Here is a 14,132-nt window from a genome sequence, read left to right on the forward strand (position 1 = left end):
GGCGCACAACGACAAAGGGCGCGGCAAGCGCCGCGCCCTCCTGGCCGATCCCTACAGTAATTACTTGGCGAGGTCGACCGTCTCCTCGCCGAATACCAGTTCGCCGCCACGCACCCGTACCGGAATCACATCCTTCGGTCCGAAGCGACCCGCCAGGATCGCCTTCGACAGCGGATTCTCGATCTGCTGCTGGATCGCGCGCTTGAGCGGCCGCGCGCCATACACCGGATCGTAGCCGGCCTCGGCTATTTTTTGCAGCGAGGCGTCGTCGATATCGAGCGTCATCTCCATCTTGGCCAGGCGCCCTTCCAGGTTGTGCAGCTGGATGCGGGCGATGGCGCCGATATTCTTCTCGTCGAGCGCATGGAACACCACGATCTCGTCGATCCGGTTGATGAACTCGGGACGGAAGTGCCCGCGCACCTCGGCCATCACGGCCAGCTTGACCACCGCCGGCTCGTCGGTGTCCATCGACTGGATGCGGTGCGAGCCCAGGTTCGATGTCATCACGATCACCGTGTTCTTGAAGTCGACGGTTCGGCCCTGGCCATCGGTCATGCGGCCATCGTCGAGCGCCTGCAGCAGCACGTTGAACACGTCCGGATGCGCCTTCTCGATCTCATCGAGCAAGATCACGCTATACGGCTTGCGGCGCACGGCCTCGGTGAGATGACCACCCTCTTCGTAGCCGACATAGCCCGGTGGCGCCCCGATCAGGCGGGATACCGAATGCTTTTCCATGAATTCGCTCATGTCGATGCGGATCATGGCGTCCTCGGTATCGAACAGGAAGGCCGCCAGCGCCTTGCACAGCTCGGTCTTGCCGACGCCGGTCGGGCCCAGGAACATGAAGGAACCGTACGGGCGGTTCGGGTCCGACAGGCCGGCGCGCGAACGGCGGATGGCGTCGGACACCGCCTCGATCGCCTCGTCCTGGCCCACGACGCGCTTGTGCAGCTCGTCCTCGATGTGCAGCAGCTTGTCGCGCTCGCCCTGCATCATGCGCGCCACCGGGATGCCGGTGGCGCGCGACACCACTTCGGCGATCTCCTCGGCCCCCACTTGCGTGCGCAGCAGCTTGGGTTGCTGGCCTTCGGCGTCGGCGCGCGCCGTGGCTTCCTCGGCCTGGCGCAGCTGGGCTTCGAGTTCCGGCAAGCGGCCGTACTGCAGCTCGGACGCCTGCTGCCAGTTGCTCTGGCGCCGCGCTTCTTCCATCTGGTAGCGGATGCGCTCGATCTCTTCCTTGATATGGGTGGTGCCCTGCACCGCCGCCTTCTCGGCCTTCAGCACTTCTTCGTAGTCGTTGTACTCGCGCTCCAGGCGCGCGATCTCCTCGCCCAACAGCTCCAGGCGGCGCTGCGAGGCTTCGTCGGTTTCGCGGCGCACCGCTTCGCGCTCGATCTTCAGCTGGATCATGCGGCGCTCGAGACGGTCCATGACCTCGGGCTTGGAATCGATCTCGATCTTGATCTTGGCCGCCGCCTCGTCGATCAGGTCGATCGCCTTGTCGGGCAGGAAGCGGTCGGTGATATACCGGTGCGACAGCTCGGCCGCGGCGATGATGGCCGGGTCGGTGATGTCCACCTGGTGGTGCAGCTCGTACTTCTCTTGCAGGCCGCGCAGGATGGCGATGGTCGCCTCCACGCTCGGCTCGTCGACGATGATCTTCTGGAAGCGGCGCTCGAGGGCGGCGTCCTTCTCGACGTACTTGCGGTATTCGTCGAGCGTGGTCGCGCCGACGCAGTGCAGCTCGCCGCGCGCCAGCGCCGGCTTGAGCATATTGCCGGCATCCATGGCGCCTTCGGCCTTGCCCGCGCCGACCATGGTGTGGATCTCGTCGATGAAGACGATGGTCTGGCCCTCGTCCTGCGCCAGTTCCTTCAAAACGCTTTTCAGGCGCTCTTCGAACTCGCCGCGGAATTTCGCGCCCGCCAGCAGCGCCGCCATGTCGAGCGACAGCACGCGCTTGCCCTTGAGCGAATCCGGGACTTCACCATTGACGATGCGCTGGGCCAGGCCCTCGACGATGGCGGTCTTGCCCACGCCCGGTTCGCCGATCAGCACCGGATTGTTCTTGCTGCGGCGCTGCAGCACCTGGATCGCGCGCCGGATCTCGTCGTCACGGCCGATCACCGGGTCGAGCTTGCCGGCCCGGGCGCGCTCGGTCAGGTCGAGCGTGTATTTCTTGAGGGCTTCGCGCTGGCCTTCGGCCTCGGGCGAATTGACCGACTCGCCGCCGCGCACGGCGGAGATGGCCGATTCCAGCGACTTGCGCGCCAGGCCGTTCTCGCGCGCCAGGCGGCCGGCGTCGGACTTGTCTTCGGTCAGCGCCAGCAGCACCATCTCGGACGAGAGGAACTGGTCGCCACGCTTCTGCGCCTCGCGATCGGACAGGTTGAGCAGCGCCATCAGGTCGCGCCCGACCTGGACATTGCCTCCCGCGCCGGTGACCTTCGGCTGGCGCTCCAGCGCCAGCTTGAGGGCATTGGTCAGTCCGCCGACATTGACGCCGGCGCGCTGCAGCAGCGAGCGCGCGCTGCCGTCGTCCTGGTTCAGCAGGGCGATGAGCAGGTGGACTGTTTCGATGTACTGGTTATCGTTGCCGACCGCCAGACTCTGGGCATCCGCCAGTGCTTCCTGGAGCTTGGTCGTCAATTTATCTTGCCGCATGGTGGTGCTCCCTAGAGGTTGTTCTTAGTTGGAGAACAAGATAGGGATCAGCACGACCGTTTTCAAGATGCGCAACGACCGCATCGTGGCGAGGCGAGCTCATCTACTTACAGCGGCTGGGCCGCGATCGACCGGGCTGCCTCCGGTTCAGCCACGCACGGCGCGCCAGGTGGCGAAGCCTGCCGCGCACAGGAGCAGCGAACCGACCAGGTGCAGCGCCGTATGTGCCAGCGCCCAGCCGACTTCTCCGCGCTGCAGCAAGGTCACCGCCTCACCCGAGAAACTGGAGAAGGTCGTCAAGCCGCCGAGAAAGCCGGTGATGATGAACAGGCGCCACTCGGGCGCCAGCTGCGGCTGGTCGGCGAAGAAGCCGAGCGCGAGGCCGACCAGGAAGCCCCCAAGCAGGTTGGCCGCCAGCGTCCCGACCTGCACGAAGCCGTGCAGGCTGCCGAGCCACAGGCCGAAGCCCCAGCGCAGCCAGGCGCCGAGCGCGGCGCCCAGGCCGACCGCGGCAACGCTCAGCGGCGTCACTTGACCGCCCACTTCGCCTTCGCGTCGTCGTCGGTGACGCGCGCATCGACCCAACGCGCGCCGTCGGGCGTCTGCTCTTTCTTCCAGAACGGGGCGTCGGTCTTGAGGTAGTCCATGATGAACTCGCAGGCCGCGAAGGCGTCGCCCCGGTGCGCGGCGCTGCAGGCCACCAGCACGATCTGGTCCAGCGGCAGCAAGGGGCCCACGCGGTGGATGACCAGCGTGCCGTACAAGGGCCAGCGCGCGCACGCCTGGACCGCGATATCTTGCAGCGATTTCTCGGTCATGCCCGGATAGTGCTCGAGCTCCATCGCCGCCACCTTGGCGCCCTCGTTCAGGTCGCGCACGGTGCCCACGAAAGACACCACCGCGCCGATGCGCGCGTCACCGGCGCGCAGGCGCGCCACTTCGGCGCCGAGGTCGAAATCCCCGGTCTGCACCCTCGCTTCGTTCATGCCTGCTCCTTCGGCTGGCGCAGCAGCAGATGCTCGATGCGGGTCTCGGTGCGCACGTCGAGCAGGGCCGGCAGCGCCAGCAGCGCGCGCAGTTCGGCCGTGTGCGTCCCGGGCTTCTGCCCGGACTTGAGGGAACTTTGCAGCACCTCGACCTGCAGGCGCAGGCGCTCGCGCGCGAACTCGGCGCCGCTGTCGATGCCGGCCGCGATTTCCAGGCGCAGCAGCTCGTTGAGCAAGCGCTCGCGGTTCTCTTCCATCTGGCCGACATAGGCGACGCGCTCGCCTTCAGCCCCTTCGAGGACAGCCAGCGCGGCGTCGAAACGCGCCTTCAGGATCGGCTCATAGCCCCCGTCCAGCGGCAGCAGCGCGTCCCAGCGCGCGCGCCAGTCGGCGGCGCGTGTGTGGGCGTCCGGATTGGCCAGCGCCGTCTCGAGCGCCTGCACCAGGCGCAGCTTGTCGCGCACGGCCCCTGCCAGCGCGGTATCCTGCGCGCGGCGCGCGGCGCCGGCGTGGTGCTGCACCCTGGCGATCGCCGCGTGATAGCGCTTGTCGATGCGCGCCTCATGGGCACGCGGCACCGGGCCGATCGCCTGCCATTCGGTGGCCGCCTCGCGCAGCAGCTTGCCGACGTTGGCGGGCGTGGCGTCCGGCGCGGCGGCTTCAAGACGTGCGCACACGGCTTCCTTGGCCGTCTCGTGGGCGCGGCGCTCGCTGTCGGCCGCGTGCGCGTGTTCCTTGCGCGCCGCGAACAGCGCGTCGCAGGCGCCGCGGAAGCGCTGCCACAGCGCCTGCTCGGCCTTGCGCTCGAGCGGCAGCGCGCGCGCGTGTTCCTGCCAGCGCGCCTGCAGCTCGCGCAGCAGGTCGACCGCGTGCCGCTCGTGCGGATCGAGCTTATGCACTTCTTCGATCAGCTGTTCGCGCACCGCGATCTCGACCTTGCGCTGGTGTTCGAGCGGCCGCTGCAAGGTGGTCAGCGCGTCCGAGAACAGCGCGTCGAGGCGCTTCTTTTCCTTGCGGTCGACCGCGCCCAGGTGGCTCCAGGCAGTGCGCAGGCGCTGCACGGTGCCCGACACATGCTTCCAGTCGGCTTCGTTGGACTGCAGGCGCGCCACTTCGGCCTGGGCTTCCTCGACCAGGGCCTGGCCGCGCGCGGCGTTGGTGTGGCGTTCGTCGGCCAGCTGGCGGAAATGGGCCGCGGCCGGCGCATAGGCCGTGCTGCAGGCGGCGTCGAAGCGCTCCCACAGGCTGCGCGGCGCCGGGCCGGACAGGCTGTCCAGGGCTTTCCAGCGCTCGCGCATGCTGCCCACCTTCTTGGCCAGCTCGGCCATCGCCAGGCCCTGGGTCGGCAGCGACTCCACCGTCTTGATGAGTTCTTCGCGCGAGACGTTGCCGCCCCAGCGCGCCCAGTCCGACAGGCGCTTGAGTTCGGCGCGCAGATGGGCCAGGTGGTCGGCCTGCGGCGCGGAGAGCCGCACGCCCTTGTCCTTGGCGTCCTTCAGCGCCTTGTCGAGCTCGGCGGCAGTGCCGAGCGAGCCCTGCTGCAAGGCGCCTTCGAGGGCGTCCAACTTGTCGAGGAAGGCCTGGTCGGCGCCGCGCGCGGCCGGCCTGGCGCCGGCCTGTGCCCCATCCCGGGCCGGCGCGGCCGGGGCCGACTTGGATTTCGGCGCTTCTTGCGGCAGGGTCGCGCGCAGTGCCTCGAAGCGCGCCTGCAAGGCGCTGCCCGCGGCGTTCGACGGCAAGGCCGGCAGCCGTTGCCATTCCTTGCGCAGCGTCTCGTGCCCGAGTTCGGCCGGCGCCTGCGCTTCCCAGGCGGCCAGGGCCGCCTCGCGCGCCGACAGCGCCGCCTGGTCCTGCTCGATCGTCGCCAGGCTGGCCGTCAGGCGCGCATGCTCGGTCGCGAACTCCGCCACCAGCGCGCGCGGCAACGATGCGTGGCCGGGATCGACCAAGGCGGCTTCTTGCTCATGCTGCAAGGCGGCCAGGCGCGCGGCCAGCGCGGCCGCGTCCAGGCCGCTCGCTTCGAGCTGGCGCAGCGCGGCCAGGCGGTCGATCATGGCGCGTTGCAAGGCCACCTGCGATGCGAGGCGATGGCCGAGTTCGGCGCGCACGGTATCGAACTCTGGCGCCAGCTCCGGGGCGCGGATGACCGACCATTTGCGGTCGAGCTCGGCGACGTGGTTGGGTGTCAGCAGCGTGTCGTTCAGCAGCGTCCTGGCCAGCGCCAGCGCTTCCTGGCCGCGCCGGACTTCGGATTCATGGTGGCGGATCGCGTCCAGCCTGCCCTGCACCAGCTTGGCGACACGGCGGTCGACGTTGCGCATCGCCGTATGCACACGCTCGAGGTGTTCGCGCCCGTGGACCAGCTCGGCCGCGGCGAGGCGCAGCTCGGAGAATTCGGATTGGAGGATGAAGTCGACGGCGGCCGCTTCGTCGGCGCCCAGTCGCTTGAGGCGCTCGGCCTGGCGTGCGCGGGCGTCGGCAAGCGCCGCGCGGGCGTCATGCCCAGGCGCTGCGCCGGACGCCGCGTTGCCCGACTTGCCCGAACCAGGCTTGGCGCCGCCTGCCGCTGCGGCGGAGGCCTTCGCCGGGGCAGGCTTGGCCGCCGGCTTGTCGCCGGACGCGGCCGATTTCCCGCCCTGCCGCTTGAATAGGAATTCGAACATGGTGAAATCGCACTTCCAAAACTCCCATCATAGCAAAGAACCACGGTATCGATCCGCATGTCCGGCCCGCCGGCACGCGCTAGTTTACGAGTGGCAATGCAAGGTTTTGCCTTGAGGAAAGCTCTGCTGGCGGCAGTCCCCGCGCCACGCCCGGGCCCGGACCCCGATTCTCGTTCTGGTGGGCGTCGTGCGCGAGCATCTGGTTGGCGATGGCGAACCAGGTTTCACCGGGGATCATGCTGCGCGCCAGCGGCAGCAGCTCGCGCTCTTCGCGGTCGAGGCGCTGGAGCAGCAGCTGGCAGCAGCGTTCGAGCGCCGCCAGGCAGCCGGGATCGCCCTCGACGGCCGCCGCCTGGGCTGCCTGGCGCGCATCGAGCGCCTGCCGGCTCAACCCGTCCAGCTCGGACACCAGCCTGGCGGCGTCCTCGCCGCAGCGGCGCAGCGCCGGCATCATGAACTTGTCGAGCTTGCGCCAGTGGCAGGATTCGCTGACCTGGCGCAGGGCGTCGCACGCCTGTTCGTACTGGCGCATGGCGGGCGGCTCGCCCCACCATGCGCCGGGCCGCCAGCGCTCGAGCAAGGCCTGCACCTCGATCCGCGCGCGTGCCTGCTCGACGGACAAGGCGACCAGCATATAGGTTGATGTCAGCATGGTGTCTCCTCTAGATGTTCTCGTCGCTCCTCTGGCGCCCGTGGATGGTCCACGCCTGGGCGGCCGGGGATGCTTTATATAAGGGGTGGCCGGCGATTGGTGGTGTGACGGCGCCGGCCGGCAAGAACTTCGTAGTGTAGAGAGAAGGAGGTGGGCGGGTTTGACATTGATCAAACCCGTTTTCACGATGCGAGCGGTGTCAGGCGGGATGAATTTCCTCCACAAAATGTCCCTCTAACATGCTAGCGAACGCCGGCGGGTCGCTGTGCAGCACGCTGACGCGCGGGCAGCCATGCCAGCGGGCGCACCTCGACACGGCGCCGGCGACGTCGCGCGCGAGGCTCGCACCCGGGCGCACGCCGGGTTCCAGCGCCACGCTGCGCAGCTCGAACCTGCCCAGCTTGCGGTGCGCCTTGGCGTCGATGCGGCCGACCAGGGCGCCGCGGCGCAGGATCGGCAGGCTGAAATAGCCATAGCGGCGCCTGGGGGCCGGCGTATAGCATTCGAGCCGGTAATCGAAATCGAACAGCTCGAGCGCGCGGCGCCGGTCCCATACCACCGGATCGAACGGCGACAGCAAGGTGCTGAGGCTGGCGGCCAGCGTCCCTTCGGCGGCCTGGCGCGCCAGCGCGAGGTGCTCGGGGTGGAGGTAGACCGGGTCGCGCCAGCCTTCGACCCGGGCCGGCACCAACAGGCCCTCGTCCGCCAGCCGCGCCGGATCGACGTGCGGCCGGCGCGTGCGGTGGTAGTCGGGGATCCAGGCCGCGCGCGCCAGTCCCAGCGCGTGCACGGTGCGCAGCGCGAATTCGCGCTGTACCGCGTCGAGCGCCGGCATGCGGCCGTCATCCCAGCCCGGGTGCACGCGCTCGGCCAGGTCGTAGACGCGCTGGAAGTTGTGGCGGCGCGCGATCATCAGGGCGCCCGAAGTAAACAGGATCTCGAGCGAGCGCTTCTCGGGCTTCCATTCCCACCAGCCGCCCGACTTGCCGTCCTGGCGCGCGAAGTCGGCGGCCCGCACCGGCCCATTGGCGCGGATATGCTCGACCAGCCGCGCCACCTCGTCGGCCCGTTCACGCATCCAGCGCGCCGAATACTTCCAGCCCATCGCTTCCGGGTCGAGCATGCGGTGGCGGTACAGGCCGTAATCGTCGATCGGCAAGAAGCATGCCTCGTGGGCCCAGTATTCGAACAGATGGCCTTCGGCCAGCAGTTCGTCGAGCCAGGCGGGATCGTAGTCGCCCAGCCGGCTCCACAGCACCAGGTAGGGACTGCGCGCCACCACGCTGATGGTATCGATCTGCAGCATGCGCATGCGCCGGATCGCGGCCAGCACGTCGGCCTTGCCGGCGCGGCGCCGGCGCGCCGCCGCCAGGCCCTGGGCCGCCAGGTGCAGGGTGCGCGCGGCGCCGATCGACAAGGTCAGTTCGCTCATGCGGCCATTCTGTACGTTTCGCCAACATGGCGTCAACCACGCGCCAGCGCCACAGCATTGTGCTGCCGATGAGCGGCCGGCTGCGCTATAGTAGGCGCCGATCTGTCGTTTCACTTTTCTCGAGTCTCTCATGCGGCTGCTGCACACCTCCGACTGGCACCTCGGCCAGACCCTGCACAATCACGACCGGACCTACGAACACCAGTGCTTCCTCGACTGGCTGGCCGACACGCTGCTCGAGGAGCGCATCGACGTGCTCCTGATCGCGGGCGACATCTTCGACACCGCCAATCCCTCCTCGAGCGCCCAGCGCCAGTTGTACCGTTTCCTGCAGCAGGCGCGCACCCGCGCGCCGCACCTGCAGGTGGTGGTCATCGCCGGCAATCACGATTCGCCGGGCCGGCTGGAAGCGCCGACGCCGCTGCTCGAAGCCCATGGCACGATCGTGGTCGGCAACGTCCTGCGGCGCGCGGATGGCGAGATCGATCTCGAGCGCCTGCTGGTGCCGCTGCACGACCGCGACGGCAATACCGCGGCCTGGTGCCTGGCCGTGCCCTTCCTGCGTCCGGGCGACCTGCCGCGCCTGCGCGCCACCGAAGGCGACCAGCAGGCCGGCGACGGCGCGCGCGACCCCTACCTGCACGGCACCACCCTGCTCTACCGCCAGGCCCATGCGCTGGCGCGCGAACGCGCGGCGGCGGGCCAGGCCATCATCGCCATGGGCCACTGCCACATGGCCAAGAGCCAGCCGTCCGAAGACTCCGAGCGCCGCATCGTGATCGGCGGCAGCGAAGCCCTGCCGGTGAGCATGTTCGACGCCGGCATCGCCTACGCGGCCCTGGGCCACCTGCACCTGGCCCAGCGCGTCGGCGGCCTCGAACACGTGCGCTATTGCGGCAGCCCGCTGCCGCTGTCGTTCTCCGAAGTGGGCTACCGGCACCAGGTGCTGCGCATCGAGCTCGACGACGGCAAGGCGGGCGCCGTCACGCCCCTGTTTGTGCCGCGCCCGGTGCAGCTGCTGCGCGTGCCGGCCGCGCCGGCGCCGCTGGAAGAAGTGCTGGCGGCGCTGGATGCGCTCGAACTGGACGCCGACCTGCCGCCTCAGGCCTGGCCCTATCTCGAAGTGCGGGTGCTGCTCGATGGCCCCGAACCGGGCCTGCGCAACCGCGTCGAAACGGCCCTGGCCGGCAAACCGGTGCGGCTGGCCAAGATCGAGCCGACCCGCAAGGTAACCGTCGCAGCCGACGAATCCGAAGCCCTGAGCCTGGACCAGCTGGCGCACCTGCAGCCGGACGACATCTTCCGCCGCCTGTGGCGCCAGAAATATGGCGACGAGGCGCCGCCCGAACAGATCGATTCGTTCGCCGAACTGTTCCACGCGGTGGAAGGCGCCGCCCGATGAAGATCCTGAATATCAAAGGCAAGAACCTCGCTTCGCTGGCCGGCGAATTCGAGGTCGACTTCGAATCCGAACCGCTGGCGTCGAGCGGCCTGTTCGCCATCAGCGGCCCGACCGGGGCCGGCAAGAGCACCCTGCTCGACGCCCTGTGCCTGGCGCTGTACGGCGACACGCCGCGCCTGCTGAAGCGTTCCGGCACCCGCTTGCCGGACGTCGGCGACGATACCGTGACGGCACAGGACCCCCGTACCCTGCTGCGCCGCGGCGCGGCCGAGGGCTGGGCCGAAGTCGATTTCGTCGGCAGCGACGATGGCCGCTACCGCGCGCGCTGGGCCGTGCGCCGCTCGCGCAACAAGCCTGGCGGCACGCTGCAGCCGGTCAGGATCACCCTGCACCGCCTGCCCGAACTGGCCCCGCTGGGAGGCACCAATACCGAAGCCGCGGCCGAAATCATCGCGCGCGTCGGGCTCTCGTTCGACCAGTTCACGCGCGCGGTGCTGCTGGCGCAGAACGAGTTCTCGGCCTTCCTCAGGTCCGACGAAAACGAACGCGGCGAGCTGCTCGAAACACTGACCGGCTCCACGATCTACAGCGAGATCTCGCGCCGCGCCTTCGAGCGCTACAAGCTCGAACAGCAGCGCACCCAGGTGCTGCAGGCGAAGCTCGAGAACGCGGCGCCGCTCGCGCCCGAGGAACGCGCTCAACTCGACACCGAGCGCTCCGCAGCCGATGCGGCGCGCGAGGCGCTCGACAGCCGCCACGCTTTGCTGGAACAGCAGCTGCGCTGGCACCACGAGCTCGACAAGCTCCAGCGCAGCGAAACCCAGGCCGAGGAAGCGCTGGCCGCCGCCAATGCACAACGCCTGGAAGCGCAGGAACGCCGCCAGCGCCTGGCCACGCTGGAAGCGGTGCAACCGGCCCGCCCGCTGGCGGTCGAGGTCCAGCGCCTGGAAACCGAGCGGCGCCAGGCCCAGTCCTCGGTGGCCAAGCTGGAAGCCGAACTGGCGGCGGCGCTCGAATTGCGCCGCACCAGCAGCGGCGAAGTCGATGCCGCCATCGCGCGCCTCGACGCCGTGGATGAGCAGCTGCGCGCCGCCACCCCACAACTGGACCAGGCCAAGGCGCTGGATGCGGCGCTCGACACGCTCGCTCCCGGCCATGCCCAGGCCAAAAGCGCGCTGGAAGCGGTGCGCCAGCAGGCCCGCGAGGCACGCGTCCAGCACCAGGCCAAGTCCGACGAGCTGGCGCGCGTACGCGGCCTGCGCGACGCCGCCGCCACATGGCTGGCGGCCCAGTCCCGGCACGAAGCCGTGGCCACCGGCTGGCAGCAATGGGAACGCCTGCTGCGCCAGGCCGACCAGGCGCAGGCCGCGCTCGCCGCCGGCGCAACGGCGCTGATCGCGACCCGCACGGCGGCCGACCAGGCGCTTGGGCGAGAGGCCCAGGCGACGGGCGCGCTGGCCCGGACCATCGAACGCCTCGACGCCCTGGAAGCGAACCGGCGCACGGCGATGACGGCGCTAGAACAGTTCGACGCCGAGGCGATCGGCGCCGAACGCCAGCAACTCGAGGGTCGCCGCGAACGGCTGGCGACAGCCGAGCGCACCTGGCTCGACCTGGCGGCGGCGCGCGAGATGCTGGCCGGCGTGGCGCGCGAATCCGAGCGCGCCGCGGCCGGCGCCGCCAGCGCCGAACGCGCCCTGCAAGAGGCGCGCGTCGCCGCGCCGGTGCTGGAGGCGGCGATGGCGCAGGCCGAGCGCTCGCTGAGCGCCGCCGAACTGGCCTGCGCCGCCAATGTGGAGCAACTGCGCGCCAACCTGGTGGACGACGATCCCTGCCCCGTGTGCGGCGCCCTCGACCATCCATACGCCCACCAGGATGCGACGCCGAAGGCGATGTTGACGGGCCTGCGGGCCGAAGTCGACGGCTGCCGCCTGCGGGTGCGCGAGAACGGCGCGCTGCAGGCGACCCAGGGCGCCGCCCTCGCCGCCGCCCGGGAGCGGTTGGCCGCGCTTTCGCAAGACCGCACGGCGATCGATCTGCGCATCGCCGGCCTGGCCGAGGCCTGGGGTGCCGACCCACTGGCCGCCGAGGCGCCGGGCGAACAGGAACGCAGCGACTGGTTCGGCGCGCAACGCGGCGTCTTGCGCGATGCCCTCGATGCGCTGGCGCAGCGCGAACAGGCATGGCGCGCTGCCGCCAATGTGCGCGACGCGGCCCAGCGTGAAGTCGACGGTGCCCAGTTGGTGCTGGCCAGGCTGCGCCAGAATGCGGATACCGAGCGCGAAGCCGCCGCCCGCTTGCAGAACGAATTGAAAGCCCTGGACGCCGGCCAACAGGCGACGGGCGCGCAACTGGACGCCCTGCTGGCCGAACTCGATCCCGCCATGGCCGCCGCCCACGGCGACGGCTGGCAGGCGGCATGGCGTCGCGACCCTGCCGGCTGGAGCCAGGCGTGCGCGACGCAAGCCGCCCAATGGCGCGAGCAGACCGAGGTCCAGGCCCGCACCGCCGCCGCGATCGCGACCCTGGAAGTCGAGGCCGGAGCGGCCCAGGCGCGCATCGCCGAGATCGACGCGACGGGCGCCCGGCTGGCGGCCGAGTTCGAGCGCATCGACGGCGACTTGGCCGCGAAACGCGCAACGCGCGCGACCTTGTGGCAGGGCCGCGCGGCAGCCGAGGTCGAACGCGAACTGAGCGTTGCCGTGAGTGGCGCGCGCGAGCAGGTAGCGGCGCGCCAGCAGGCCGCCAACGAGGCGGCCCAGGCCGAGACCCGGGCCCGCACCGCGCTGGCCCAGCTGTCCGAACGCATTCTCGAACTCGACCAGGCCGGCGCCAGCGCGAGCGCAGCGCTGGCCGACTGGCTGGAAGACTACCGCCGCCAGGCCGGGGGGCTGGACGATGAGCTGGACGAAATCGGCAACACCGACGAACTGGCGCGCCTGCTGCAGGTCGGCGCCGCCTGGCTGGCGCAGGAGCGCGGCGCCCTGAACGCCATCGAGACCCAGGTCGGCAACGCCACCGCCATCCTGAACGAGCGGCGCGTCCAGCGCGCGGCGCATGTGGCGTCAAGCCCGCCGGATGGCCAGCCGGTCGAGGCCGTGAAAGCCAGCTTCGACGCGCTGGTCGTCGAGCGCCAGGCTGCGATCGAAGCCGCGACCGCGCTGCGCCTGCGCGCGATGCAGGACGACGAGCGGCGCCGCCACGCCGAATCCAGCCTGGCCGAGATCGAGCGCCAGCAGGCCCTTGAGCAGCGCTGGGGCAAGCTGTCGGAGCTGATTGGCTCCAGCGACGGCAAGAAGTTCCGTAATTATGCCCAGCAGTTCACGCTGGACGTGCTGCTCGGCTATGCCAACGCGCACCTGAAGCAGCTCGCGCGGCGCTACCGCCTGGAGCGGGTCAGCTACCAGGGCATGCCGTCGCTGGCGCTGATGGTGCGCGACCAGGACATGGGCGGCGAGGTGCGCTCGGTGAATTCGCTGTCGGGCGGCGAGTCCTTCCTGGTGTCGCTGGCGCTGGCGCTGGGCCTGGCCTCGCTGTCGTCGAACCGGGTGCGGGTCGAGTCGCTGTTCATCGACGAGGGATTCGGCAGCCTCGATAGCGAGACGCTGGGGGTGGCGATGGATGCGCTCGACGCTCTGCAGTCAATGGGGCGCAAGGTGGGCGTGATCTCGCACGTCCAGGAGATGACAGAACGGATTGCGACCAAGGTCCTGGTGCGGCCTGCGGGTGGAGGAAGCAGCGCGGTGGTGGTGGAATAAGACCCTGGTCTTCGGCGTCAGGGCCGTCGCCCCCGCGAAGGCGGGGAACCAAGTACTGCCGGCGTCGTGACGACGCGTGCAAGCTTGGGTTCCCGCCTGCGCGGGACCGACGGTTTTTGGACTGACGACCGACGCTGCGTCGCCGGCTTTAGTGATTGTGACGCGGCATGTCGTGCGCCACGCCACGGTAAGGCAAGGCCAGTTCCATGCAGGCGCCACGGTGCAATTGGCCGACCGTGGCCCGATAAATCTCCTGCCACGGCGTCTGGCTGGCGGGAATCGCCGGCGGCGTCTCCTGCTTGCGGGCCGCCAGCTCTTCATCCGACAGCTTCACATCGCAGCGGCCGTGATTCAGGTCCACGCGAATCACGTCGCCCGTGCGCAGCAAGGCCAGGTTGCCGCCGGCCGCGCTCTCGGGCGAGGCGTTCAGGATCGACGGACTGTCCGACGTTCCCGACTGGCGGCCGTCGCCCAGCGTCGGCAGGTTGTTGATGCCCTGCTTGATCAGGTGGTCGGGCGGCTGCATATTGACCACCTCGGCCGACCCCGGCCAACCGACCGGACCGGCG

8 protein-coding genes and 1 pseudogene are annotated in these 14,132 nt (G+C 69.9%); 2 read left to right on the forward strand and 7 right to left on the reverse strand.

The annotated features are described in order from the left end of the window. Nucleotides 1-60 precede the first annotated feature (60 nt). From clpB to AC56KW_RS15495, 6 genes are all read right to left on the reverse strand, one after another. Entirely contained in the window at nucleotides 61-2,670 is a 2,610-nt protein-coding gene (gene clpB / locus AC56KW_RS15470; protein ID WP_497171562.1) for an ATP-dependent chaperone ClpB, read from the reverse strand. A gap of 147 nt (nucleotides 2,671-2,817) precedes the next feature. Then, the gene (crcB, locus tag AC56KW_RS15475) at nucleotides 2,818-3,192 is read right to left on the reverse strand and encodes a fluoride efflux transporter CrcB (protein WP_497171574.1); all 375 of its coding nucleotides are present in this window, start codon (nucleotides 3,190-3,192) and stop codon (nucleotides 2,818-2,820) included. A 5-nt stretch (nucleotides 3,193-3,197) separates the two neighbouring features. Beyond that, nucleotides 3,198-3,656, reverse strand: coding sequence for a molybdenum cofactor biosynthesis protein MoaE (locus AC56KW_RS15480; RefSeq protein WP_497171563.1), 459 nt, complete (start codon nucleotides 3,654-3,656; stop codon nucleotides 3,198-3,200). Further along, complete coding sequence (locus AC56KW_RS15485) at nucleotides 3,653-6,319, reverse strand: DUF349 domain-containing protein (protein ID WP_497171564.1); 2,667 nt, start codon at nucleotides 6,317-6,319, stop codon at nucleotides 3,653-3,655. The genes AC56KW_RS15480 and AC56KW_RS15485 overlap by 4 nt, the downstream gene beginning before the upstream one ends. Nucleotides 6,320-6,398: 79 nt before the next feature. Next, entirely contained in the window at nucleotides 6,399-6,971 is a 573-nt protein-coding gene (locus AC56KW_RS15490) for a hypothetical protein (RefSeq protein ID WP_497171565.1), read from the reverse strand. 199 nt (nucleotides 6,972-7,170) lie between these two features. After that, complete coding sequence (locus AC56KW_RS15495; RefSeq protein WP_497171566.1) at nucleotides 7,171-8,403, reverse strand: winged helix-turn-helix domain-containing protein; 1,233 nt, start codon at nucleotides 8,401-8,403, stop codon at nucleotides 7,171-7,173. A gap of 130 nt (nucleotides 8,404-8,533) precedes the next feature. Between AC56KW_RS15495 and AC56KW_RS15500 the strand changes: the two genes are divergently transcribed. Beyond that, a complete protein-coding gene (locus AC56KW_RS15500; RefSeq protein ID WP_497171567.1) occupies nucleotides 8,534-9,805 on the forward strand; it encodes an exonuclease SbcCD subunit D C-terminal domain-containing protein in 1,272 nt (423 codons plus the stop codon). Beyond that, a complete protein-coding gene (locus AC56KW_RS15505) occupies nucleotides 9,802-13,563 on the forward strand; it encodes an AAA family ATPase (RefSeq protein ID WP_497171568.1) in 3,762 nt (1,253 codons plus the stop codon). Before AC56KW_RS15500 ends, AC56KW_RS15505 begins: the two co-directional genes overlap by 4 nt. 148 nt (nucleotides 13,564-13,711) lie before the next feature. Here the strand turns inward: AC56KW_RS15505 and AC56KW_RS15510 are convergent. Then, nucleotides 13,712-14,132: pseudogene (locus tag AC56KW_RS15510) on the reverse strand (dihydroxy-acid dehydratase); the annotation flags it as partial.

It is taken from the genome of Telluria sp. RT2P19, from assembly GCF_059685725.1.

What these genes read in the sequence shown, in the direction of transcription:
- clpB (WP_497171562.1), bottom strand. Translation starts at nt 2,670, where the DNA reads ATGCGGCAAGATAAATTGACGACCAAGCTCCAGGAAGCACTGGCGGAT.
- AC56KW_RS15480 (WP_497171563.1), bottom strand. Translation starts at nt 3,656, where the DNA reads ATGAACGAAGCGAGGGTGCAGACCGGGGATTTCGACCTCGGCGCCGAA.
- AC56KW_RS15485 (WP_497171564.1), bottom strand. Translation starts at nt 6,319, where the DNA reads ATGTTCGAATTCCTATTCAAGCGGCAGGGCGGGAAATCGGCCGCGTCC.
- AC56KW_RS15490 (WP_497171565.1), bottom strand. Translation starts at nt 6,971, where the DNA reads ATGCTGACATCAACCTATATGCTGGTCGCCTTGTCCGTCGAGCAGGCA.
- AC56KW_RS15495 (WP_497171566.1), bottom strand. Translation starts at nt 8,403, where the DNA reads ATGAGCGAACTGACCTTGTCGATCGGCGCCGCGCGCACCCTGCACCTG.
- AC56KW_RS15500 (WP_497171567.1), top strand. Translation starts at nt 8,534, where the DNA reads ATGCGGCTGCTGCACACCTCCGACTGGCACCTCGGCCAGACCCTGCAC.
- AC56KW_RS15505 (WP_497171568.1), top strand. Translation starts at nt 9,802, where the DNA reads ATGAAGATCCTGAATATCAAAGGCAAGAACCTCGCTTCGCTGGCCGGC.